The sequence below is a fragment of the Micromonospora sp. WMMD710 genome, from assembly GCF_029626045.1.
Taxonomy (GTDB): Bacteria; Actinomycetota; Actinomycetes; order Mycobacteriales; family Micromonosporaceae; genus Micromonospora.
In genome coordinates, this window is sequence record NZ_JARUBD010000001.1 from 5,376,985 (window position 1) to 5,400,202 (window position 23,218).

At 68.0% G+C, this 23,218-nt stretch carries 22 protein-coding genes; 10 read left to right on the plus strand and 12 right to left on the minus strand.

Translation table 11 applies throughout. The features are described from left to right. Window positions 1–15: 15 nt before the first annotated feature. The 6 genes from O7620_RS24900 to O7620_RS24925 form a co-directional block, all read right to left on the minus strand. Entirely contained in the window at window positions 16–2,154 is a 2,139-nt protein-coding gene (locus O7620_RS24900) for a DNA methyltransferase (RefSeq protein WP_278125467.1), read from the minus strand. A gap of 4 nt (window positions 2,155–2,158) precedes the next feature. After that, a complete protein-coding gene (locus O7620_RS24905; RefSeq protein WP_278125468.1) occupies window positions 2,159–4,888 on the minus strand; it encodes a DEAD/DEAH box helicase family protein in 2,730 nt (909 codons plus the stop codon). A 600-nt stretch (window positions 4,889–5,488) separates the two neighbouring features. Continuing rightward, window positions 5,489–6,382: an IS982 family transposase gene (locus O7620_RS24910; RefSeq protein WP_278125338.1), complete on the minus strand. Its 894-nt coding sequence runs from the start codon at window positions 6,380–6,382 to the stop codon at window positions 5,489–5,491. An 84-nt stretch (window positions 6,383–6,466) separates the two neighbouring features. Next, complete coding sequence (locus tag O7620_RS24915) at window positions 6,467–7,345, minus strand: hypothetical protein (RefSeq protein WP_278125469.1); 879 nt, start codon at window positions 7,343–7,345, stop codon at window positions 6,467–6,469. A gap of 19 nt (window positions 7,346–7,364) precedes the next feature. Then, window positions 7,365–9,575, minus strand: a complete 2,211-nt coding sequence (locus O7620_RS24920) for a hypothetical protein (RefSeq protein ID WP_278125471.1) — start codon at window positions 9,573–9,575, stop codon at window positions 7,365–7,367. Window positions 9,576–9,655: 80 nt separating this feature from the next. After that, entirely contained in the window at window positions 9,656–10,450 is a 795-nt protein-coding gene (locus O7620_RS24925) for a hypothetical protein (RefSeq protein ID WP_278125472.1), read from the minus strand. A 168-nt stretch (window positions 10,451–10,618) separates the two neighbouring features. Between O7620_RS24925 and O7620_RS24930 the strand changes: the two genes are divergently transcribed. The 4 genes from O7620_RS24930 (at window position 10,619) to O7620_RS24945 (ending at window position 13,389) form a co-directional block, all read left to right on the plus strand. Further along, on the plus strand, window positions 10,619–11,125 hold the full coding sequence (locus O7620_RS24930; RefSeq protein ID WP_278125474.1) for a hypothetical protein: 507 nt from the start codon (window positions 10,619–10,621) through the stop codon (window positions 11,123–11,125). 239 nt (window positions 11,126–11,364) lie between these two features. Beyond that, window positions 11,365–11,985, plus strand: coding sequence for a Crp/Fnr family transcriptional regulator (locus O7620_RS24935; protein WP_278125475.1), 621 nt, complete (start codon window positions 11,365–11,367; stop codon window positions 11,983–11,985). 94 nt (window positions 11,986–12,079) lie between these two features. Next, window positions 12,080–12,205 (plus strand): hypothetical protein, encoded by a 126-nt coding sequence (locus O7620_RS24940; protein WP_278125476.1) that lies wholly within the window; start codon window positions 12,080–12,082, stop codon window positions 12,203–12,205. Continuing rightward, window positions 12,202–13,389 carry a hypothetical protein gene (locus O7620_RS24945; protein WP_278125477.1) on the plus strand — a complete coding sequence of 396 codons (1,188 nt, stop codon included), beginning with the start codon at window positions 12,202–12,204 and terminating at the stop codon, window positions 13,387–13,389. The genes O7620_RS24940 and O7620_RS24945 overlap by 4 nt, the downstream gene beginning before the upstream one ends. Window positions 13,390–13,442: 53 nt before the next feature. On the opposite strand, the gene O7620_RS24950 is transcribed toward O7620_RS24945, so the two are convergent. The 3 genes from O7620_RS24950 to O7620_RS24960 form a co-directional block, all read right to left on the minus strand. Next, the gene (locus O7620_RS24950; RefSeq protein ID WP_151487716.1) at window positions 13,443–14,345 is read right to left on the minus strand and encodes a sulfurtransferase; all 903 of its coding nucleotides are present in this window, start codon (window positions 14,343–14,345) and stop codon (window positions 13,443–13,445) included. Window positions 14,346–14,417: 72 nt separating this feature from the next. After that, a complete protein-coding gene (locus O7620_RS24955; RefSeq protein ID WP_278125479.1) occupies window positions 14,418–14,864 on the minus strand; it encodes a hypothetical protein in 447 nt (148 codons plus the stop codon). A gap of 3 nt (window positions 14,865–14,867) precedes the next feature. Then, on the minus strand, window positions 14,868–15,635 hold the full coding sequence (locus tag O7620_RS24960) for an SGNH/GDSL hydrolase family protein (RefSeq protein ID WP_278125480.1): 768 nt from the start codon (window positions 15,633–15,635) through the stop codon (window positions 14,868–14,870). Window positions 15,636–15,932: 297 nt separating this feature from the next. On the opposite strand from O7620_RS24960, the gene O7620_RS24965 reads away from it, so the two are divergent. From O7620_RS24965 to O7620_RS24990, 6 genes are read left to right on the plus strand one after another with little or no spacing between them, the layout of a single operon-like run. Further along, complete coding sequence (locus tag O7620_RS24965; protein ID WP_151487712.1) at window positions 15,933–17,063, plus strand: transporter substrate-binding domain-containing protein; 1,131 nt, start codon at window positions 15,933–15,935, stop codon at window positions 17,061–17,063. After that, window positions 16,949–18,082 carry a hypothetical protein gene (locus O7620_RS24970; protein ID WP_278127137.1) on the plus strand — a complete coding sequence of 378 codons (1,134 nt, stop codon included), beginning with the start codon at window positions 16,949–16,951 and terminating at the stop codon, window positions 18,080–18,082. The genes O7620_RS24965 and O7620_RS24970 overlap by 115 nt, the downstream gene beginning before the upstream one ends. A 49-nt stretch (window positions 18,083–18,131) precedes the next feature. Next, the gene (locus tag O7620_RS24975) at window positions 18,132–19,901 is read left to right on the plus strand and encodes a proline--tRNA ligase (protein WP_278125482.1); all 1,770 of its coding nucleotides are present in this window, start codon (window positions 18,132–18,134) and stop codon (window positions 19,899–19,901) included. A gap of 55 nt (window positions 19,902–19,956) precedes the next feature. Further along, window positions 19,957–20,382, plus strand: coding sequence for a CBS domain-containing protein (locus O7620_RS24980; protein WP_151487710.1), 426 nt, complete (start codon window positions 19,957–19,959; stop codon window positions 20,380–20,382). Between the two features lie 36 nt (window positions 20,383–20,418). After that, a complete protein-coding gene (locus O7620_RS24985; protein WP_278125484.1) occupies window positions 20,419–20,844 on the plus strand; it encodes a SufE family protein in 426 nt (141 codons plus the stop codon). Window positions 20,845–20,864: 20 nt separating this feature from the next. Then, on the plus strand, window positions 20,865–21,500 hold the full coding sequence (locus tag O7620_RS24990; RefSeq protein ID WP_278125486.1) for a DsbA family oxidoreductase: 636 nt from the start codon (window positions 20,865–20,867) through the stop codon (window positions 21,498–21,500). A gap of 54 nt (window positions 21,501–21,554) precedes the next feature. Here O7620_RS24990 and O7620_RS24995 read toward each other — a convergent pair whose 3' ends face one another. The 3 genes from O7620_RS24995 to O7620_RS25005 all read right to left on the minus strand — a co-directional run bounded on the left by O7620_RS24995 (window position 21,555) and on the right by O7620_RS25005 (window position 23,203). Next, window positions 21,555–22,103, minus strand: coding sequence for a YbaK/EbsC family protein (locus O7620_RS24995; RefSeq protein WP_151487733.1), 549 nt, complete (start codon window positions 22,101–22,103; stop codon window positions 21,555–21,557). An 83-nt stretch (window positions 22,104–22,186) separates the two neighbouring features. Further along, a complete protein-coding gene (locus O7620_RS25000; RefSeq protein WP_151487707.1) occupies window positions 22,187–22,381 on the minus strand; it encodes a hypothetical protein in 195 nt (64 codons plus the stop codon). Window positions 22,382–22,549: 168 nt separating this feature from the next. Then, window positions 22,550–23,203 (minus strand): GAP family protein, encoded by a 654-nt coding sequence (locus O7620_RS25005; protein WP_278125489.1) that lies wholly within the window; start codon window positions 23,201–23,203, stop codon window positions 22,550–22,552. Window positions 23,204–23,218: the final 15 nt, after the last annotated feature.

The following is a 23,218-nucleotide window of genomic DNA, read 5'->3' on the forward strand; positions in this document are numbered from 1 at the left end:
GTTAAGAGATGTTCCTTAGGCACGGATGTTTATTTCAAAGCTGCGGACATAGTCGGCGTACAGCCGTGTCGTCTTCAGCGCAGGGTCCAGCTTGGCGATGATCTGCTGATACTCCACGAGCGAGTCGGTAACGATGAACGCGTGTACCAGGTCGTCGCGCAGCGCTGCGGCGGCGACAAATGGTCCCCAGGCGTTGGTGTCGAAGAGCACGCCGTAGACCCCCGCCGGCGGCATGGCCCAGCCCTCGTCGGGGATGCGGTCGATGCGCTCGCCGGTGGCGCCTGCGCGTAGCCACAGCAGCGGAGCGATTGCCTCGAACCGGCGCCCGAGCGTGACGAGCGCGGGGTCTTCGTAGGTCAGGGTGAAGAACTCGGCGTTCTCCTCGAACCCGTCGGCCATCGGGAACTCATCGATGAAACGGTAGTCTCCCTTGACCGGCTCGCCGGTCGACGTAGTGCCGGTGATCGCGGCGTGGATGCGCGGCTTAGTGATGTAGTCGCAGATGCCCAGTGCTTCCCAGGCTTCGTCACCGGGCTTCAGTCCTTGCGCCAGCAGGGCTGCTCGCTCGGCGGCGCCAACTTCATTATTGGTCACGCAGATGCTGCGCCGCTTCCCGCCGTCCTGGCGGTTGAGGCGCATGACTGCGTGGGCGGTGGTACCTGAGCCAGCGAAAAAGTCGAGGATCAATGCGTTGGTCTTTTTGATGACGAAGAAGCGTAGTGCGTCCTCGACGGCGTACAACGCCTTGGCGAAGGGGAACGTGCGGTCGGGCAAGAACCGCGCGAGTAACCGACTCCCGCTGTTACCTGCGTCATGGCTGGTTAGCCGCCAGATGTCGTTCGGGACGTAGCGGGCTCGGTACCCGGAGCCGTCGGTGATGACGGACCCATCGGCACGGTGACCGGTGACGGGGAAGAGTCCGTCATCGACCTTCTTACGTTCTCCTTGCTTGAGGTAGCTCAGGGAGGTGGCGGCGTCCTTCCAGGTCCCGATACGCGCGTAGCCCAGGGCGATGAGCTCGCGCAACGCTTCGGCTGAGATCTGCCAGCGGCCTTCTCTCCCGTCCTGCCTGATGGGCCAGACGGCCGCGCAGCCCGGGGGCGCAGCGACGTTGCGCCAGCCTTCGCCGTAGAAGGGCTGGCCTACCGAGTCGAATACCGGCCCGTCGGCCGTGTTGCGGATGAAGACTGGATAGAACAGGTTCGGGTGCGTGGTGCGGAAGGGCTGTGTGCCGGAACGGATGAGGCGGTTCCAGTAGAGGTCTTGCTTGTTGACTGTCTTGACTGGGTTCCACTCCTCGTCTAGGGGCAGGGCGGCGGGGTGAGAGGCGCCGACCTGCACGAAGAAGAGGTACTCGGCGGACCTTGCGAAGGTGCCTGTCCGGGTGGAGCCGCCAGCGTTGATGGACGACGTGACCATCGTGATGCGGGCGTTCGCGAACACCTGCTCGAGCAGGAGACCGAGGCGCAGGTACTCCTTCTCGTCGATGGTGACGATCAGGACGGAATCCTTCGGGTTCAGCAGCCGCTTCGCCAGGATGAGGCGGCGTTCGATGAAGCTGAGCCACTTGGAATGGCGGTAGGGGTCGGCGTCGTCGACGTAGTCGTTGTTGTACTTCCAGTCACGGGCGCCGGTGTTGTAGGGGGGGTCGATGTAGATGGCGTCGACCTGGCCCTCGTATGCGAATAGGAGCGCCTCGAGTGCGTGGTAGTTCTCGGAGTTGATGACAGTGTGAAAGGGCTTGCCGCCGTCATCGCCGTCGGCTCCGCCGCCACGCACGACGCGCCCCGTGGATACCAGGCCGGGATATATCGGATCGCCGAACTCGCGAGCGGTCACAAGCTGCGCGGTCGGCACCTCCCGGCACTCGCCATTCTTATCTCGCAGCTGCGCGGACTTCGCCCCCACCTTGGTGACCGTCCAAACCCCGGAACCGTCCAGCTCTGTGGGATCCTCCGAACCGTCCCCGAGGAGGATTTGAACCTTCTCGCCTTCCCGAATCGTGAACCCCGGCAGGACGACCGACTCGGGCAGATGGCGGTCGAACACCAGACCGAGGCGTCGGCCCTTGGTGACCTTCTCGTACTCGGCGCGCAGCGCGACGCGCAGTTGGGGATCCTTGATCGAGTTGATGAGGTTGTCGATGTGAGCCACGAACTTAGTACCTCGTCCCATGGGAGCGAAAGAGCTCCCGCGAGTCGGCGCCGTCGAAGCCCTTGATCGCTGCCCGAATCTCGGGATCCTTGTGGTTGAGCATGAGGTAGCCATCGTCGACCATGGCGATCGACTGGATTCGGTGATACGCGTCGGCGTGCTTGGCGGCGTACGTGGCCAATCCCTTGAGCTTGTCGACGGCGTCGGCCAGGTGGGTGCCGTGGGGGTCGACGATCGAGGCGACGAGCCGTCCGGTGACTCGGTCGACGAAGATGAAGTCCGGTGCAAGGCCTTTGATTCCGACTGAGGTTGTGTACGGAATCTGCAGGGAGTGCCGCCCGGTTGAGGGATTCCGGTACCAGGCCACCGCGCCCGCCTCGAGCTCGGTGCGCAGCACGTGCTCCTCCCAACTCTTCAGCTCGGCGTGGTACAGCCCGTTGGCGTCAGAGAGGATGTGCCGCTCCCACGCGGCTCCCGCCGCGCTTTCGGTCTTGTTGCTCGGCAGGGTAATGGTGGTCAGCAGTGGGCGGTCCGACTCTCGCTTGATCCTGTCGAACCGTTCCTGCTCGGGCGCGGGTAGGCGGGTGATTGCCGCACCGTAGTCCTTGAACCACTGCTCTACGAGGTGGGACGCGCGGCTCCGCAGCGCCTCAGGCAGCGATGGCTCAGCGGCAATGGCGATGGTCGTTAGCTGCGCCTTGCGCACCTGTTCGTCGCGCTCTGCCAGCCGCTTCACGTATGCGTTCGCCAGCCCTTGAGGCAGTAGCGCTTCGGCGCGCTTCATGAGGATTTGCACGCCGCGCGCATCGAGCGTCAGCTCCGAGGTGGTGTCTGTGCTCATGGAAGCCGGGTCTGCGAAGCCTACGGTCCGCTCAAACAGGCGCGTCACGCTCGCGAGTTGGACACGCTCCTCCAGCTCGCCTGACTCTTCTAGAACGGCGTGGTGCTCGTCGATTACTGACAGCAACGCGGTTCGCGCCTTGAGTGGCGCCTTCGCGTCGATGCGGAAGCCGTCGTGTTCGCCGGCCAGCAGGATCGCCATCTGCGTCAGCCGGTCCACTGGCGAACGCAGCGTGCGTCGGGGAATGGTGTACGACGGGAGAGAGCTGACCACGTCGAACGCCGATGTCGCTGCGGCGGCGGACAGGTCGTGCACGGGTTCGGGGTCGGCGAACAGGCCGCCTGCGACCGCCACGTCCTCGCTAGACTCCGCCGTCGATCTGGAGCGTGGCGCGTGAGCCACCCTGGCCTTGGTTATCTCGTCAACTTCCTGCAGCCTGAGCCAGTCGGCGGGCGGCTCGCCCTCTGCTGGTGCCCGTGCCGGGGTCGCGTCGGGCGGGAGGGCTGTCGGCGCGGGCGGGGGCGCGAGCGTGGGGTTCCGGGTGAGTTCCACCGCGTCGACGATGACGGCGGAGCCTGCTGCGAGTGCCTCGTCGCCCCCAACCTTGAACCGCTCGGCGATTTCCTCCACGGCAGCGTGATCGAACTTGGGCAAGATGCAGTGGACCGCGTTAAGGTCCTGGTCGGTGTCGATCCGCCGGGCGAGCGGGGTACGGACCATCCGGCCCATAACCTGGGTGATTAGGTCTAGGTCGCGCGCGACCCGGAAGGACAACAAGACCTCGGCGCGCGGGCAATCCCATCCGGTGGTGATGGCGGTCTTGCACAGCACCACTCGGACATCGCTTCGGTCCTGGATGTCCTCGGGTGGGCACCAGGGCACCTTAATGCCACCGGCATCGACGGGCGCGTGATCGGCGAACGTGTGGACGACAGCGTCGGCGGTGATGTCGGGCCACTCCTCCAGAACCGTGCCGATCAGAGCGCCCAGCTCGGTCTGCGTCGGCTTGTCCGCCACCTGAATCACAAGTGCGGGGCGAACCGGCGGCTCGCCGGTGGAGGCGGTGTACGCGGCCCACTTGCCGTCGTAAAGCCGCACCCGCTGAACCGCGAACCTCACCAAGGCCGACTCTGCGGCGTCAATGCCCTGGGTATGCCCCAGTACGATCTGCTCCTTCAGCAGCCCTGAAGCGCGCACGTCCTCAATCCGTACGGTGTGTTGCTTGGTCGTGCGCCCCATCTCGGCCATCGCGCTAAGAAACCGTCGCGGAGTCGCCGAGACGCCCCACACCACTGGGGCCGCCGGCCGCTCAGTCCTTCCGCCTCCGATGATCTGACTCACGATCGTCTCGCGGGTTCGACCGAAGCTCGCGGCCGCCGTTGTGCCGCGGTGCGCCTCATCGATTACGACGACGAACCCGTGTGGTCGCTGAGTGATCGTGTTGGCGATCGTGTCCCAAAGCGAGTAAGCGCGCCCGTCGCCGCGAGACCGGGAGAGGGTCGCATTCGCGCTAAGTTTCTGGATGTTGAGGAAGTAGACCTTGCCAGGCGTAAAGAATTCCTCATCGAAGTCGTTCTCGATGATCGTCAGCTGGCTGAGCTGCAGGTCGGAGGAGGAATCGAGCATCTTCTGCAGCGTCTGCCGGTTCAGCGATGGGTCATCCGTGACCCACAGGAACGTCGCATCCTCAACTGCCGACATCGCCCCGTCCCCGGCCAGGGCCGACTCGATGACGCCCGTGGCGATAACGGTCTTGCCCGCCCCAGTCGGGGCGGCGAGCACGACCGCGGCGCGCTCATCTGGATCCTCGTCGTAGTCTCGCGTTGCCCGCACGAGGTGCTTGGAGATCGCCGAGACCGCAGCTTCTTGATAGTCGAACAGCTCGTACTTCACACCAGCTCCTCACCGACCGCCGCTGGGGAGCCTATCTGCGTAGGGCCGCGGCCCACGAGGGGGGTAGACGGCAAGCAGGCCGTCCTGTCAACGACAAACACAAGCGGCCGGTGCCTGACATCGATATCGAGCGCCGAGGTCGAGGCGAGGCTCACGGGCGTCGAGATCAGTACACCTGGGGCCGCGGTGGCCGCCGGTACCGGACCGGCGCGCGCCACTCCCAATGCCCGGAAGCTCGCTCGTCGCCGTCAACCTGCGGCCGGTCGCTCGGGCATCGCCACGCATCCACGCCGTCAATCTCGGCCGCCGGCGGCCAGAATCGGAAGAGCACGTACTCCGCGACGGGCTCTGGGCGGTCCGGCGGCCACCATTGCCGAACTCTTGACGGAGCTCGCCCAACTGAGTAACGGCCGGTTCGAGTCGAGTACTCTGCAGCACGAGTCGTCGCCCCGGCCGAGGTGGTCCGCGAACTGGTCCAAGTCGTCCTCGAACGGGTCCGCGTAGACGTCCAGCACCACTCGCCGCAGGTCGAGCCGACGAGCAACGCGAAGTATGTGGCTTGTTGCGCTGCTTGACTAGACGAGTTGTTCCGAATTCCGGTTAGTGGTCGTAGGCGATCAGTGACCGGGTGACGGGCGCGCTGGTCTTGTTGTTGTGCCAGATCGCCGCTGTCATGGCGAGCAGGCGTTGGGCGACACGGACGGCCACACCGGCGAAGGTCCGTCCGCCGTGTTGTTCCAGGTCAAGCTGGCCCTTGAGGGTGTCGTTCACCGACTCGATCAGTTGTCGGACCTTCTTGAGCATCGGCTCGCCGTAGCGGGTCTTCTCCTTCTTGCGGGACGGGCGCAGTAGTTCGATGCCCTGTTCGGCCAACTGCCGCTCGAACGGCGTGGAGGCGAATCCCTTGTCGCTGATCAGCAGGATCCCGTCGTGCTCGGCCACCACGGCGGCCTCGACGTCGAGCATCGCGGCGAGGACCTCTCGCTCGCCGATCTTCGGGTTCGCCAGGGCCCACAGGATCGGCATCCCGGTCGGGGTGCAGACCAGGTAGAGCCGGAGGCCCCAGAAGAAGCGGGAATGGGAGGCGCAGTAGCCGTATCCGGCCCAGCCGGCCAGGTCCGAACGCTGCGCCGTCGGGCGCGACATGCCGCAGGGTATCGGGGTGGAATCGACGATCCAGTGGTTGTCGAACCAGAAGTCACTGTCGCGCGCCAGGTCCCGGATCACCTTCTTGACCAGCGGAAGCGCCGCACGGAGCCGCTTGTTGTAGCCCGGCCGCTGCGGCAGGTAGGCAAACATGCCGGCGAGATGAATACGGGCGTAGCGGATCCAATGCGCTTCCGAGCGGGCGCCGAGCAGGACCTGCGCCACCGCGAGGCATACCAGTTCGGAGTCGGTCAACAGCGGCGGCCGGCCCCGCCACCGGGGCGTGCGGATGCTGTCGTCGATCTTCACGTACAGTGCGGTCAAGAGGGTATCCAGGTCTTGCGTCACAACATGATCTTGGATGCCCTCTCTTCATGCCCAGACATCGACCCCTGACTTCGGAACTACTCGTCTAGACGCAGATGGCAGCGGTCACTGCGCCTTGGCGCCGTTGGGCGTCGGGCGGTATGTGGTCGACAACAGGTCGGGCACGTCGGCCAAGACGTCGTTCAGCAGCCTGATGACCTCGTCAGCCTCGTGCGCATCGAGGGGCTGCCCGACCCGTCCGCTACGTCGGAGTATCTCGTCCAGGCGGGTAGCAAGATGGTCGATGTTCGCCTTCTCTTCGGCGGTGACGTACTGGCCGATAACGCTGGCCAGATGCTCGTCGGTCAGATGGGCTGCAGCATGCGCCAGAGGGCTGCGGCGCAGCCGGTCTAGCACCGCGATCCAGCGTTGGGTCAGTTGGTCGGTCCGCTGGGCTCGTCGCAGGAGTAACTCGTGCTCGCCTTCCTCCTGGATCCGCTGGAGGTGGATCGCTCGGAGTTGTTCGCGTACCTCCGGGTCGAGACGGATCCTGACCTCGGGCCGGCAGCGTAGTACGACCCCCCGTCTTTCATAAGTGCGGTAGCTTCGCGAGAGTTCCCGGTTGAGGCGGTACTCGAGTTCGCCGGCCTGTTGCGGGTGAAAATGTCGTGCCAGCTCAGCACACTGTCTCTCAACATCTCTCCGTGCTAGGTCGGAGAACTGCAACGACCAGGCACCTAGCAGTTCCTCGCTCAGCTTCTCCGCGTGCCAGGTCAGCAGCACCTGGATCTCGAACGTGAAGACGAAACCGCGTGCCGGCACGATAATGGGCTGGGACAGCCGACGGCGTTGGCTGACGCTCTCCGGGGCGGATTGCCGGATCGGCGGTGGCGGACCGGCAAGAAGGCGGCGCGCAGCGAGCCACAGTCGCCTCAGCCATGATTTCAGCCCCCGCCACCAACGGGCGAGGGAAGTCGTGGAAGCAATAGCGTTGGGGGAGGTCATGGCACTCTCACTCTTAAGCTCAAGCAGCCGAAGCAGAGGGGGATGGGGCACCGGCTCGTGATAGCCAGTAGGTGAACCTTGGTCGCACGCTCCGGTCGAGGACAAGCTTCCGGAGCAGGGCGCGGAAGGCCTCGGCGGCCGGTGGGTACGCCCGGAAGGATCGCAGCCAGTGACCCAGTTGGCGCCAACCGTTCTCCGCAAGGTCGGGGTCCAAGAGGACTAAGCGCCAGAGCGCCGCCATATCTTCCAAGGCTTGGGGCGATGCGCCAGCTAGCGTGAGCAACGGAAACTGACCGGGAAAGGGAAGTTCCGACGTTGTTAACCGACTGAACGCACGACCGGCCGCGACCTCGAGGACGGAATCCCCACTCAGCGCCCATCTTTTGAGTAGCACCAAGATTGGAGCTCGGCCGAGATCCGCGGCCAGTCGAGTGACCGACCCCGCGACCTCGTGGCCGAGATATCCGTGGGCGTTTCGGGCAACGTGGGTTAGGTCGTGCAGTAATCGGTTGTGATTCGAGGTCGGGAAGCCCATGGACCAAGCCTTGGCGGCTGTGTCGCGTTCAAATGCGGCGTCAGACCGGGCGAGTGAAGAAATCTCGCCGCTCACACGGCTGCTGATCCGGTGGATCGCTGATCTGTCGGGAGTCCCTGAGTTGACAATGTTTGCCACGGCCACCAGTGCCGCCGCAGCGGCTCGGCGAAGGGCCGGCTTCCGGTCCTTCGCCCAGTTGCCGATCACACTGTTATAGACTTGATCGAAGTCGTGACAGGCGAATCCGGCAGCGGCGACCGCCGCGCAGTGCTTGAAGTCCTCAGCGGGATGGGTGGCCAGCGCGTCTAACCAACTGATGAGCGCCGCCCGGCTGTTGTCAAATTCGTTCCAGGCAACGTCCAGAAGTGCCCGAACCATATCTGGCTCGACCTGCGCCATCCGGGTCGCCACGTCAGGTCGGAGCCGATCTGCTACCTCCTCCTCGCCGTCCCAGTCGCCTGCAAGATCGTCACCGAGTAGTCCGGGGAGGCTGTGGACCATCGCGGGCCGGCCGATGGCGGGATGGGCGAAGAGCCCATCGAGCTTCTCTAGCAAGAGCCCGGCTGCATCCGTTACGTGGGCGATCGGATGGCCGGAAAATACTGCATAGGTGACCCGTAGGGATCTGCGGTGCTGAAGTTGACGGTGTTGATAGTCGCTGTCGACGGTAGGCATCTCCAAAATGGCGCGTGCGCGAACACGTCGCCGCACTTCTCCGGACGGAAGCAGTGCGGCCAGTTCTTCATGGCTTTGCGGCAGTCTGGTCGCGAGCATTTCCGCCTGCTGCGCGCATTCTCGAGGTCGAGCCAACAGCGTCACACTGCGTCGGAGAAGATCGTTTTTCAAGAGCCTCCGAGCGTAGCGGACCCCGCAGCGCCCGTCGCAGTACTCATCGCCATCAACACAGCGGCCATGGAGGTTATAGACGAGGTGACGACGGAAAACAGACATCGGATCAAAACTGCACTTCTGAAACACCTCCGCGTGATGAAGCACGCCGTCTGGCACGTCTAGATCGCGGACCAACACCGCAGTCGCTTCGTGCTGCTCGAAGGTTCGCTCCAACGCCCGGAGTAGTCCAGCAGTGGCGTTAGCGCCGAGTCGGATGATGTAGCCGTGCCCTTTCTGCAGCAGATCTGGGTGATCTCGGACTTGCAGAGGATCGCTGGACTCGGGGAGCATGATCTCCCGAACATTTTCCTGGCCGTGGCGAGCGGCTAGTGCAGCGCAGGCAGTCGTCGAGCGCCCGGTGCCAACCGGACCTGCGAGACCCGCTACCGGGCTTCGACCCAAGCGTTGTGTTAGGTCATCGAAACATGCAGGCTTGACTAACGTGGCCACCTTGAGCTTGATTCGGCGAACGGGATCGGCACTCAGCCGAGCTCGATCGTCCTGGCCTATGTTGATGATGCTGCCGATGATCCGCGCATAGTCGCCATAGACCGCCGGTCCTTCGTTTCGGACGTCGTCGAACCGGAAGCGGTTGCCCTGCCCTGGCATCCATGCTCTGAGCGTCGGATTGGACTGCCCGAAGTCGGCAGAGTCGCCAGACTCGTTTCTCCCCGCTGGATCGTCCGGCTGGTCCTCTGCCTCTTCGTCCTCCTCACGGGCCTTCGTATCTTGCAGATCGACGCCCGCTTCGCCCCGGCCATGCTCGGGTTCCCCTGCTGTCGGCGACTGCTTCGAATCGTCCACCTCCGGCTCAGACCCGGGCGTTACGGCGCCAAGCCCAGGATTGGCTGGTGATGGCTCATCAGCGGAGGGACCGTGGGGAGTCACCGTTCTCTCTCCTCGTCCTCGCGCCACACCGCGTGTGAGCCGTAGGCGCGGCCGTGGTCGCCGTACACGGTAGGCCCGTTGTTCGTGACGGTGCCGAAGTTGAACCTGCTACCGCCGGAGGGACCTGCTGTCGGCCGCCTTGTCTTTCCACTACGACGGCGAGGGTCGCCCGGACCATCAGAGCCGAGCGCGGAGGGACTGCAGTTAACATTCTCGTCTGGCACAAACACCCACGCCTGGTCCACGAAGGACTTCACTTCAACACGTACCCGACGGAAGCGGTCTGGCCGGATACCGCTGTAGGACTGGCAAACGACGTCGCGATGGATGGTGGCTGACACGATTAGCGCTACTGCGGCGTTGGGGAACGAGGCCAATGCCTCTCGCACTGGCTCGGCGTTGACCAGCCGAGCGGCCGTAACGACCGCCGTGCCGGCGAAGCCGTTCTCTGCCGCTACTACCAGCCCCTGATGCAAGGCGACGCGCATCCGGATACGAGCCTGATCCGCGGCGTGCCGATTGTGGTCGCGCAGAACCCGGTCCATGGCTGGCACGAGTTCGGCAACGATCCTCGGCTCCGAGGTCCCAGGCGGGAAGATCGCAAACTCGCCGTCCCCGCTCGCCTGGATCGTCCAGCCGCTGCGGTCCAGACCGCAAAGATCTGCAGCGTCTCGCATGATTTTTTGGAAGTTGCTCTGGGCATGGAACTGTCCCATGTCGTCGTTCCTGCTGTAGCTCTCCATGTCCACGAACATGATCAGCCGCCGATCCGACTGCACTGCCGGTGCCATCTCGCCCTCCTCGTGCCCCGCCTTGCCTGCGAGACATGTCACTTATAGCGACGCACGACCTTGGGAATGCCATCGAAGTACGGGTTTCGGGAATGAGGTTGCAGTCGTCTTTGCGTCAAGCCGTACTTTGAAGGGGCGGGGCGGAGGCGCTGTGGCTTGACTGATGCCATGAGCATCCCTCAGCCCTCGGTGTCATCCGGTACTGCCGACGTGGAACGAGCGTTGGCCACGGCTCGCATGCATCAAGACTCGATCCAGCACGCCGACGCCAAGATCGCGAAGCTCGTTGGTATGTACGGAGCGCTCGCAAGCCTCATCGCCAGTAGTCTGCCCACGCAATCCGAACTGGCAGGCACGCCAGGTCTAGGCTTGGCCCTTGGCCTAACCTGCGTCGTGTTCATCTGCTCGCTGGTCGCCGGTGCCCGACAGCTGGCACTCGGCTTCCGCCCAGTGGTGACCGGACCTGAAGGACCGAACCGTTTCGGCTTCCCCGCCCCTCAATCGTTACCCATCGTGCTGGTCGCTAGCCAGGAGAGCAACGAGGCATGGCAGCTCGTGATGCTGCTAGGGCAGATCGCGTACGGCAAGCATCGTCGGGTGCGGTCGGCGCTTCCGTGGACCTTCGTTGCAGTCGCCTCGGCAACATCGTGGTTGGTCCTTGCTTCTTTCCTGTGACTGGTACGCCGCTGCTCGGAAAGCTTTTGCCGGCCGACCGCATCGATCAGAATGGTTGCTGTGCCGATGCAACCGCAACCAGGCCAAGCATCGCCACGTCCGACGGCGAACGGGGTGCTGACATGCGACACCACCAGGACCGACCACAAGACTTGTCGTCGTGGCCCCCGGGGTCCCTGCTCAGCTGCCTAGCCCCGCCGGTTCGCACCGCGCTCCTCGCCATCGGTACCGCCGTCAGGGTGGAGCCGGGAGACCGCATCCTTCGCGAAGGCGACGAGGGTAGCCATATGGTGTTGCTCTGCCATGCTTTGGCGAAAGTGACCGTCAACATGGCAGATGGGCGTCAAGCCCTTCTAGCAATCAGGGTTTCGGGCGACGTCGTTGGTGAGATCTCGGCGCTAGGTGGCACGCCGCGCACCGCCACGGTCACCAGCTGCGGCGACGGGGTGGTCAACGTTATTCACCGGCGGGATTGGCATCCCTTCTTGCAGGACCACCCCGAGGCGGCGCTTGCGCTAGCGGGCACCACGGCTGAACGTTTCCGCTGGGCGAACCAGCGAAGGGTCGACTTCGCCTCCTACCCGGCGAAGGTCCGATTGGCCAGGGTCTTGGCAGAACTATCGGCTGCACACGGAGAGTCAGTGCCGGCCGGCAGAACTCTTGGCGTAACGCTGACCCAAACGGAGTTGGCAACGTTGAGTGGCGCAGCGGAGCCGACGGTGGAGAAGGCGCTCCGCGAGCTTAGGCAGGCCGGGGTTCTTGAGACGGGATACCGCCAGATCACCATCCGTGATCTGGCAGCTCTGCGGCAGGTCGGGCGTATGCCGAACGTGCGACAAGGGTGGACCAAAGTCAGCTGAAGCGCGGAAGTCCAACCTGCCCGGATTTCGGAACGTCCGAGCGGATACCCAAGTGCCCCTGTTGAGATGGAGTAGTTATGGCTTCTTTCGGCACTTGACTACCGTGAAGAGCCAGTGCCACGCCGCCCTGCGCCGACTCCGCGAGGTGGCTCCGGACCTCGCCCTAGACGCCCGACCGGGCGGCGGCGCGGCGACCACCGGCGTGGAGGTGAACCCGTGAACGAGCAGGAGCTACGTCGGCTACTGACCGTCAGCGTCGAGGACGTACTGCCCAGCCAGCCCGCAAGTGCGCACTGGGACCGGGCGCGACGCACCCGGCGTACCCGGCGGGCCGTCGGTGCGGTCGCCCTGGCCGTGGCGCTGCTCGGTGGCGGCACGGTGGCGGCCCTCCGACCGCCGGCCGATCCGCCGCCGGACCACTCGGTGGCGCCGACCCCGACCGCCGAGCCCACCCACGCCGGGCCCGTGCAGCGACCTCCCGCCGAGCTGACCTTCCCACCCGATCCGTTGGCCCGGCTCGCCGACCCGGCGACCGTGCCGCTCTCCGCGCGACCGGTCCAGCGGGCGCTGGCGCTGTTCCAGCCCGTGGACGAGGAGTTCCGCGCGGACGGCGCGGTCCGGGTCCTCGGCGACGACGGCGTGGTGCGCAGTCTCGACGTCGTGACCCTGGCACCCACCCGGGACGAGAGCGGCAACGAGGCACCCGCCGTCAAGCCGGGGGTGTTGTCGCCGGACGGCCGATCCGCCGCCTTCGCCCAGACCAACGAGCTGATCATGATCGACCTCACCACCGCGGCCGTGCGCCGGATACCGCTTGAGGGCTACCTGGAGCTGGTGGTCTGGGCCAACGACCGGGTCCTGGTGGGCGGCGACAACCGGACGTACGCGGTGGACCGGGTCACCGCCACGGCCAGCACGAGCGACGTGTCGGCCTGGAACGTGGTCGCACCCGACCCGGAGGCCGGCCGCGACGCGGCGCTGGTCGAGCTGACCGGCGAGCGGGGTGGCCTGACACTGGTCAGCCGGACCGCCCGGGAGGGTGCGATCCGCTCCGAAGAGCGGATCACCGGCGACGCGCTGCCCTCGCCGTATGAGGTCAACGAGTTCTACGGCCGGGGCTGGCTGCACGGCGAACGAATCGCCAGCGCGGCGTGGATCACCAGCGGCGAGATCGACGGCGCCGAGGGAGCGGCCGTGCTGGACGCCCGTACCGGCGCGGTGACCCACCTGCTCGACCTGGGTCGGGAGCGCGCCAAGGGCTGTTGCCCGGTGCTGGGCTGGGACAACAGGGGAGCGGTGCTGCTCCGCCTGGAACCGGCCGGCCTGGCGCGCTGGAACCCGGAGACCGGCGAGATCACCGGCATCGTCCGCGACCTGCCCGGCATGGTGGCGCTGGCCGGCTGAGCACCGCCCCCCGCGCGGCCGTTCGCGGGCGCGCGGGGGACGTGCTCAGGTGATCAGGCGGCGAGGCCGCCGGGCTGGTCGCCCTTCACCACGGGCGCCCGGACCAGGTTGCCCCACTCGGTCCACGAGCCGTCGTAGTTGCGCACCTGCGGGTAGCCCAGCAGGTGCCGCAGCACAAACCAGGTGTGGCTGGAACGCTCACCGATCCGGCAGTAGGCGATGACGTCGTCGTCCGGGCTCAGCCCGAGCTGGTCGGCGTAGATCGCCTTCAGCTCGTCGGCGGACTTGAACGTCCCGTCCTCGTTCGCGGCGGACTTCCACGGCTTGCTGACCGCGCCCGGGATGTGCCCACCCCGCAGGGCGCCCTCCTGCGGGTAGTCCGGCATGTGCAGCATCTCGCCGGTGTACTCACCCGGCGACCGGACGTCGACCAGCGGCCGGCCGGCGGCGATGTGCGCCATCACCTGCTCGCGGTACGCCCGCAGCGGCGCGTCGTCGCGCAACGGCACCGGATAGTCGGCGCGCGGGCGGGCCGGCTTGTCGCGGGTCACCTCGCGGCCCTCGGCGATCCACTTCTGCCGGCCACCGTCGAGCAGCCGCACGTCGGCGTGGCCGAAAAGCGAGAACACCCAGAGGGCGTACGCGGCCCACCAGTTGAAGTTGTCGCCGTAGAAGACGACGGTGTCGCCCCGGCCGATGCCCTTCGCGGCGCACAGCTCGGCGAAGCTCTTGGCATCCAGGTAGTCCCGGGTCACCTGGTCGTTCAGCTCCAGGTGCCAGTCGACCTTCACGGCGCCCGGAATGTGACCGGATTCGTAGAGCAGCACGTCCTCGTCGGACTCGACCACCACGAGGCCCTCGTCGCCCAGGTGCTCGGCCAGCCACTCGGTGGTGACCAGCCGCTGCGGGTCCGCGTACGACTGGAGGCGGGGATCAGGATCGTTGGGCACAGACATGATCCCCAAGGTACGCCGCAACCCCGCCCGCCGACCGGCCATCGGATGCGACGCAGCCCACGTGACGTGGAGTCAGGCGCGACGGTGGGCGATCCGGCCGGCGACCACGGTCACCAGGCAGGTGCCGTCGGCGTCGTGCACCGCAAGGTCGGCGCGCCCGCCCGGATGCAGTGTCGGCACCACGGGCGCGGGCACCACCAGCAGGTCACTCCTGTCGACGGCGGCCCGCAGCGCCGGATCGGCGAGGTGCTCCGCCAGCACCAGGGTCACCCCCTGCCGGAGCAGGGCGTGCACCCGCTCACGCGGGGTGGGCGCCGCCGGCAGCGGACCGTCGTGCGGCAGGCCCGGCCCCAACGTGCCGGGCCAGCGACGGACCCGCACCCCCGCGTACGCCTCGCTCAGCTCCGCCAGCGGGCCGACGGCCTCGACGCGGTCGCCGTCGATGAGTACGGCGTGCGCCGGCACCGGCTCGCCGTCGGGCGTGTACCGCAGCGACGGCGCGGTGTGCAGGGTGCGCACCCGTCAGTCGACGATCGGCCCGAGCAGCGGACGCTTGGCGGTCACCGTGTCGCCGGACGAGCGACCGGTCAGCCGCCGCTTGATCCACGGGGCGAGGTGCTGCCCGGCCCAGCGCAGGTCGGCGGCGCGGGCGGCCAGCCACGGGCTCGGTGCCGGATGCGGGGGGACCATCAGCCACTCCTCGTCGCAGCCCACCCCGAGCGCGTTCAACACCTGCCCGGCGACCCGCCGGTGCCCGGCCGGGGAGAGGTGCAGCCGGTCGGTGCTCCAGAGCATCGGGTTGAGGAAGGTGTCGTCGGCGTACAGGTCGACCATGATCGCGCCGTGCCGCTCGGCGGTCTCGCCGACCGCCTGGTTGAGCAGTTGCACCCGAGGGGCGACGAGGCGCTGACCGGGCAGCCGGGCCATCACGTCGGCGAAGCGGAACAGCAGCACGTCCGCGCCGCCGGACCGCAACTGCCGGACGACCTCGTCGAAGCGGGAGACCAGCGTGTCCGGGTCGAAGGTGCGCCGCAGCACGTCGTTGCCACCGGCCGCGAAGCTGATCAGGTCGGGCTTCATCGCCACCGCGGAGGGCACCTGCTCGGCGACCACGCTGGGAAAGAGCCGACCCCGGATGGCCAGGTTCGCGTACCGGAAGTCGGGGCCCGCGTCGGCGGCGAGCCGGGTCGCCACCAGGTCCGCCCATCCCCGATAGGTGCCGTCGGGGTACGCGTCGTCCATGCCCTCGGTGAAGCTGTCCCCGACCGCGACAAAACTGCGCCAGCGCACCCGCGCCTCCCTCACGCCACTCGTTGCCTGCGGCGACCAGTCTGTCACCGCGAGCACGGCCCGCGGAGCCCCGAACCGACGACGTGGCGGAGGTCATGGGGCAGCTCACGGATCTGCCGCCAGCGCACGACCAAGATCGACACAGGATCGCTGAAATCGGGGTGTCCCGATGCCGCGGATACCCCGATATCAGCGACGTTGGGTGGATGCCAATCCGCCTGGTGGCGGGGTGCCGCGGCCCGCGCCCAGGCCCCACAATGGAGGGCCGGTCACCGGGCCAGGCAGCGGGAGGCCGAGTTGAGTCAGGCAAGCGAACCGAGCCCCGCCGGGCCGGCGGTGACCACACCGCGCACCACACGGGCCCGGCAGATCCGCGTCGTGGGGCTGGCCGTCGCGCTGGCCGTCCTGGCGGCGGCCCTGGTGCCGATCGTGTTCGCCATGGGTCCGCCGACCCGCGACGACCTGCTCGAGCAGGCCGGCATGAAGGGCAAGCAGCAACTCGTCATCGGGGTGAAGGACGACCAACCCGGCATCTCGCTACGACTGTCGAACAACACCTGGAAGGGCTTCGACGTCGACATCGCGTACATGATCGCCAGCTTCCTCGGGTTCGACCGCTCCCAGGTGCGGTTCCTGCCCATCGAGAGCGAGGACCGGGCCCGTCGACAGGCCAGCGACGGAGACGGGTTCGTCACCGTCGACCTCGTCATCGCCTCGTACAGCATCAACAAGAAACGTGAGGAGGAGGGCGCCGCCTTCTCCGCCGCGTACCTGCACACCGAGCAGTCGGCGGTGACCCTGCAAAGCTTCAAGGGGCCACTGAGCAGCCTTCAGGATCTTGCCGGGCGGGCGGTCTGCTCGCTCACCACCTCGACCTCGATCGAGCGCCTGACCGAGGCCGGCGCGAAGCCGAGAGGCCGCAACCGGATCAGCGAGTGCATCCAGGAGCTGTACGACGGCAAGGTGGAGGCCGTCACCACCGACGCGGCGATCCTCGCCGGCTTCGTCACCGCCGATCAGCCGGGCGACGACGGTCAGCGTTTCCCGGTCACCCTCAAGAACGCGAAGCCGCTGCGGCACTGGGACATCGGCTCGTCCCCGCAGGAGAGGTGGGGCGTCAACACCGGCCCCAACAAGGCGCTCCGCGATCTGGTCGACCTCGCGCTGTACGTCTCGGCGAACGACGAGGAGAACTCGACCTGGGAGAACGCGTACAACGCCAACCTCCGCTGGCAGCAGCAGTACAACCCCGGGCAGCCGGTCGCGGAGCAGGAGCAACCCGAGGCGAGGAAGGTGGAGGTGCGGCAGTGGCCGTGGGAGAGGATCGCGCTACCGGCCCCGGCGCACCCCGGATCGCCACCGGCCCCGGCAAGAGCGGCAAGCCACGCCGGATGGCGGGGGCGCGGCAGGCGCAGCAGTGGCTGCTGACCCTCCTTCCCGCGTTCCCCGTCCTCCTTCTGGTGCTGCGGCTGTGGCAGCTCAGCCGGCAGGACATGTCGACGATGCTGCTGCTGGTGCAGTACGTGAGCCCGCTCGGCCTGCTGAGCGCCCTGCTGATCGCCCTGGTGTGGGCGTTCCCCGTCGTCGTGCTCACCTTCGGCGTACTCGGACGTCTGCTCCGGCTCAGCGCCCCTGACCGCTTCGACCCGGAACGGTCGCTGCTCGCCTCCGGGACGGCACGTACCCCCGGCTGGGTGCTCACCGCGGCGGTCGCGTTGGGGGCGCTCACCTGGCAGCTCCGCTTCCTGCCGTCGCTGCTGATGCTGGGTCTCTGGCTGCTCGCGCTGCGCACCCGCTACCTGCACCCGGACCAGCCGACCCGGGTCCTGGTGGTCAGCGTGGCGCTGCCACTGGCGGCGGCGGTGCTGGCGTACAGCGTGCTCGGCCCGGCGATCTGGACCGCCGTGCAGGAGGGTGAGCTGTCCACGGCGGCGCTGCTGGCCGTGCCGCCTGCCGCCACTCTGCTGCTCACCGGCCCGGTCCCCGACTGGGTCGCCCCGGCGCTGACCCACGGTCTGGCGTTCACGGTCGCCGCCGTGCTCCCGGTGGTGATGGGGGCCGTCTTCCTCCGGGTGCCGCTGCTGCCGACCGCCGCGATCGAGGTCGCGCCGAAGGACACGGCCGAGGCGGCACCGAAAGAGACTGCCGAGGCGGCACCGAAGGACACCGCCGGCCTGGAGGTGGTGCTCGGCGCGCTCATCACCGTCACCGACACGTCGACGATCGTGCTGGACCAGACCGCCGGTGTGCGGTTCCTGCCGAACGGCCAGGTCGAGTCGCAGGTCCTCTGCCCGCAGGCGGCACAGGTGCCGTACAGCCAGGTGTCGGTACGCGGCTGGCCGGTGGAGGAGACCGCCCTGGACTGGATGATGCCCCGGCGCCCGGTGGCCGAGCCGGACGTGCGTTGCGAGGGCCGCCTGCCGCCCGTCCGCCCCGGCCCGTCCTGACGACCGAAATGGATCGCCGATCGCGGCACGCCGGTTCTACGCTGCCCGAATGCTGCTACGTGTGTCGACCCTCTTGCTGCGGACCCTTCGTGAGGACCCGGCCGACGCGGAGGTGCCGAGCCACCGGCTGCTGCTGCGCGCCGGCTACATCCGTCGCGCCGCGCCGGGCGGCTACACGTGGCTGCCGCTGGGCAAGCTGGTGCTGGACCGGATCACCGAGGTGGTGCGTGCCGAGCTGACCGCGATCGGCGACCAGGAGGTGCACTTCCCGGCGCTGCTGCCCGCCGAGCCGTACCGGACCAGCGGGCGGTGGACGGAGTACGGCGACGACATCTTCACCCTCGTCGACCGGCGCGGCGCCGACCACCTGCTGGCACCCACCCACGAGGAGATGGCGGCGCTGCTGGTCAAGGACCTGTTCAGCTCGTACCGCGACTTCCCGGTGACGCTGTTCCAGGTGCAGACGAAGTTCCGCGACGAGGCACGGCCCCGGGCCGGTCTGCTGCGTGGCCGGGAGTTCCTGATGAAGGACGCGTACTCGTTCGACCTGGACGAGGCGGGGCTGCGGGAGGCGTACGCCCGGCACCGGGCGGCGTACCAGCGGATCTTCGATCGGCTGGGCCTGGAGCACACGGTGGTGCACGCCATGTCCGGTGCGATGGGCGGCTCGGCGTCGGAGGAGTTCCTGGCCGCGACGCCGGTCGGCGAGGACACGTTCGTCGGCTGCACGGCCTGCGACTACGCGGCGAACACCGAGGCCGTGGTCACCCGGCCACCCGCCACCGGTGACCCGGCCGCGCAGAGGGCCGGCGAGGTGCACGACACACCGGAGACCCCGACGATCGCCAGCCTGGTGGCGCTGGCCAACGCTCGCCGGCTGGGCGGTCGGGACACCTGGACGGCCGCCGACACGCTCAAGAACGTCGTGCTGACCGTCCGCCAACCGGGTGCCGACGGTGCCGAGCCCTTGGTGGTCGGGCTGCCCGGCGACCGGGAGGTCGACCTGAAGCGGGTCACCGCCGCGCTGGAGCCGGCCCAGGTGGCCGTCTTCGACGAGTGGGCCGAACATCCGGAACTGGTACGCGGGTACATCGGCCCGCAGATCCTCGACAAGCTGGGCATCCGATACCTGGTCGACCCCCGGGTGGTGCCCGGCTCGGCCTGGTTGACCGGGGCGAACGAGCCCGGCCGGCACGCGACCGACGTGGTCTGCGGCCGGGACTTCACGCCCGACGGGACGATCGAGGCGGCCGAGGTGCGCGCCGGCGACCTCTGCCCCGACTGCGGCGACGGCGAGCTGACCATCCGGCGGGGCATCGAGATCGGGCACATCTTCCAGCTCGGTCGCCGGTACACCGACGCGTTCACGGTCGACGTGCTCGGGCCGGCCGGCAAGCCGGTCCGACCCACCATGGGCTGCTACGGCATCGGGATCTCCCGGGCGGTCGCGGCCATCGCCGAGCAGCACCACGACGACCGGGGGCTCATCTGGCCGGCGGCGGTCGCGCCGTGTGACGTACACCTGGTGGTCGCGGGCAAGGGCCCGCAGCTCGACGCGGCGCTGGAGCTCGGCGGACGCCTCGCCGCCGCCGGGCTGCGGGTGCTGGTCGACGACCGCACGCACGTCTCGGCCGGGGTCAAGTTCACCGACGCCGAGCTGATCGGCATCCCCCGCACTGTCGTGGTCGGCCGCCGTCTCGCCGAGGGGTACGTGGAGCTGCGCGAGCGGGCCGGCGACGGGCGCGCGGAGCTGCCGGTTGACGGTCTGGTGGAGCGGATCGTCGACGGGGTACGCCGCGATCGTGGGAACCTGGTGTAGCCGCCACGTCACGGGGTAGTGCAGTTGGATCGGGTGAACAGCTTCGGAGGCTCTCATGACCGGTTACCGGGTCAGCGATGTGATGACCAAGCAGGTGGTGTACCTGTCGGCGGAGACGACCCTGGACGAGGCGGCCAGAGTGATGAAGGAGGCGGACATCGGTGACGTGGTGGTCACCGATGGCGCGAGCCTCGCCGGCATGCTCACCGACCGGGACATCGTGGTGCGGGCCGTTGCGGAGAACAGCTCGCCCGCGGCCACCACGATCGGCTCGATCGTCACCCGCGAGGTCGTCATGATCGAGCAGCACTGCACGGCGGGCGAGGCGGCGGCGCTCATGCGGGACCGGGGCATCCGGCGGGTGCTGGTCTGCGACAGCGACCGCAAGCTCGTCGGGATCGTCTCGCTCGGCGACCTGGCCATGCAGCTCGACCCGACCAGCGCCCTCAGCGAGATCAGCGAGCAGTCCCCGACGGTGTGACGAATCGGGCCGGAGGGCCGGCGGTAGCCTCGACACATGGCTGACATGCCGGCCCGACTGGCCGAGATCGTCGACGAGTTCGCCGCCGCGCCGCGCGACCTGGTGCTGGAGATGCTCCTGGAGTACGCGGACGTCATCCCGCCGCTGCCCGACGGCGCCGCGCACGAGGGCATGGAGCAGGTGCCGGAGTGTCAGACGGCGTTCTTCCTGCGTGCCCGGGTGACGCCGGAGGGCACCGTGGAGACGCTCTTCGACTGCCCTCCAGAGGCGCCGACCACCCGCGCGTTCGCGGGAATCCTCGCCGAAGGGCTGGCCGGCGCGAGCGCCGAGGAGGTGCTGGCCGTGCCGGACGACCTCTACCAACGGATGGGCCTGGCACAGGCGATCAGCCCGCTGCGGGTACGCGGCGGCACCGCGATCCTGGGCCGGCTCAAGCGGCAGGTACGGGAACAACTCGACTGACCGCGAGGTTGCCACCGATCATGGAGATCGAGATCTATGCGGACGTCATCTGCCCGTGGTGCTACATCGGCAAACGCCGGCTGGATGAGGCCCTCGCCAGCTACGAGGGCGAGGTGACGGTCCGCTACCGACCGTTCCAGCTCGACCCGTCGCCGGTGCCCGAGCCCCGCCCGCTGGTGGAGGCGCTGGCCACCAAGTTCGGAGGCCCGGAGCGTGCCCGGCAGATGGTCGCCCGCGCGACCCAGGTCGCCGCGGGTGACGGGCTACGGCTGGACTACGACCGCGCGGTGATCGCCAACACGTTCGACGCGCACCGGCTGGTCTCCTACGCCACCGATCACGGTCGGGCGGCCGAGATGGTGGAGGCGCTCTACCAGGCGCACTTCAACCGCGGCATCGACGTCGGCTCCCGGGAGGCGCTGGCCACCCTGGCCGGTGAGGTCGGCCTGGACCCGGCCGACGCGCGCCGATTCCTCGACTCCGACGAGCGCGTCGCCGACATCGGCGCCCAGTTGGCCGCCGCGCAGGGCCTGGGCATCACCAGCGTGCCGACCTTCGTGCTGGCCGGGAAGTACGCGGTGTCCGGCGCACAGGAGACGCAGACGCTGCTCGCCGCACTCGCCGAGGTCGAGCAGCGCGAGGCCGCAGCGCACTAGCCAGATCGACCGTTGTGATGTTTCACGTGCAACGGTATCGACGTCGATGCCTGGTCAGGCCGGCCTGGCCAGGCCCTCCACCACCTGCGCGCCGGGCAGCGCGCCAAGTGCCGGCCCCGGCAGCGCGATCTTGCTGTGGCGTACGCCGGACCCGATGATCACGTGGGGTGTGGCGATCACCCGCGCGTCCACCAGGATCGGCCACTGCGCCGGCAGCCCGATCGGGGTGATGCCCCCGTACTCCATGCCGGTCAGCTCGACCGCGTCGTCCATCGGGGCGAAGCTGGCCTTGCGCACGTCCAGTGCCCGCCGGGCCACCCCGTTCACGTCGGCCCGGGTGGTGGCCAGGATGATGCAGGCCGCGTAGCGGACCACACCCTCGCGCTTGCCCGCCACCACGACACAGTTGGCCGACACGTCCAACCCCACCTCGTACGCGGCACAGAACGCGGCGGTGTCCGCGAGTTCGGCGTCGATCGGTGCGACCAGGACGTCCTCGACGTCCACCGGAGCTTCGGCGGGCCACTGCGCGATGGCCTCCGCCACCGGCGGGGCGAGCAGGTCGAGGCGAGCACGCGCCGGTTCGGTCTTCAGCGTTCCCATCACGGGTGCGATCCTCGCATCCGGCACGCCGAACCGCCCGGCGACTCCCTCGCCACCCCCGGACGCCACCTCCGCGGCGCGGCTCAACTGCCGGCGAGGAAGGCGTTGTCGCGCATGAAGGAGCGGTCGCGGGCGGCCGCCAACTCCTCCTCGCGTCGGGCCCTGGCCCGTTGCAACTCCAGGTCCTCCAACGCATGCCGGACACCCAGCCGGATCACGCCGTAGAGGAAGACGAAGCCGAAGACGTAGAGGATCACGGTGGTGACGACAGCGAACATGGCGTCACCGTAAGGCGAACGTGAACCGTTGTTGCTCTCATTTCCGCCCGGTTCCCCCGTACGTGTCGGCGAGGTGGTCCGCCCAGCTGCGGACGCCCCGGCCGACCCCGCGGCGCGTCGATCGTCTGACGGAACGACGCGGCACCCTGTGACCTGGTGTGCGGCGGCTCATCCCGAACGGATCAGGTCCAGGACGGTCAGCAGCGCGAAGAACGCGATCACGATCTCGTTGACGATCCAGGAGTGCTCCTCGGCCCACTGCCGCATCCGGGTCAGCGCCCGCGCCGCCTTCCCGCCGAGCAGCAGCAACGCCAGCAGGGGCAGGGCCAGCAGGAGCACGGTGAGCAGCATGAACGGCACCAGATGCCACCACGGCAGATTGTGTCGGGCCACGCTCGCGCCGACCGCCGCCATCGTCAGGTCGTCGGTGGGCGTCACCACGAAGAGCAACGCCCCCGTCCGCAGCGCCCACCGCGGACTGGCATGCCCGACGCTCCCCAGCCACCTCGGCGGGCCGGACCGGTTCCGCCGTACCCAGATCACGACCGCCAGGCAGACCAGCAGCGCGAGCACGACCAGGTCGATGACGGGACCGCGATCGACCTTCCCGGCGATCGTGCTGGCGTCGGCGGCCAGGCCGCTCGCCAGGCGGGTCAGCAGCCAGCTCACCGTCACCCCGGCGGTCACCACCAGCCCGGCGCCGGCGAGGAAGCCCAGCGACGCGGCCCGTGGCCGATCCGACGACGCGAGGAAGACCGCCACGACCAGTTGGGTCCCGGCGACCATCACGACGGCCAGCGGCAGGACGGTCAGGAAGTTCATCGCCCGCCATCCTCC

Coding starts and splice junctions, on each gene's coding strand:
- O7620_RS24915 (WP_278125469.1), bottom strand. CDS start 7,345: ATGACCTCCCCCAACGCTATTGCTTCCACGACTTCCCTCGCCCGTTGG.
- O7620_RS24925 (WP_278125472.1), bottom strand. CDS start 10,450: ATGGCACCGGCAGTGCAGTCGGATCGGCGGCTGATCATGTTCGTGGAC.
- O7620_RS24930 (WP_278125474.1), top strand. CDS start 10,619: ATGAGCATCCCTCAGCCCTCGGTGTCATCCGGTACTGCCGACGTGGAA.
- O7620_RS24950 (WP_151487716.1), bottom strand. CDS start 14,345: ATGTCTGTGCCCAACGATCCTGATCCCCGCCTCCAGTCGTACGCGGAC.
- O7620_RS24975 (WP_278125482.1), top strand. CDS start 18,132: ATGCTGCTACGTGTGTCGACCCTCTTGCTGCGGACCCTTCGTGAGGAC.
- O7620_RS24980 (WP_151487710.1), top strand. CDS start 19,957: ATGACCGGTTACCGGGTCAGCGATGTGATGACCAAGCAGGTGGTGTAC.
- O7620_RS24985 (WP_278125484.1), top strand. CDS start 20,419: ATGGCTGACATGCCGGCCCGACTGGCCGAGATCGTCGACGAGTTCGCC.
- O7620_RS24990 (WP_278125486.1), top strand. CDS start 20,865: ATGGAGATCGAGATCTATGCGGACGTCATCTGCCCGTGGTGCTACATC.
- O7620_RS24995 (WP_151487733.1), bottom strand. CDS start 22,103: ATGGGAACGCTGAAGACCGAACCGGCGCGTGCTCGCCTCGACCTGCTC.
- O7620_RS25000 (WP_151487707.1), bottom strand. CDS start 22,381: ATGTTCGCTGTCGTCACCACCGTGATCCTCTACGTCTTCGGCTTCGTC.
- O7620_RS25005 (WP_278125489.1), bottom strand. CDS start 23,203: ATGAACTTCCTGACCGTCCTGCCGCTGGCCGTCGTGATGGTCGCCGGG.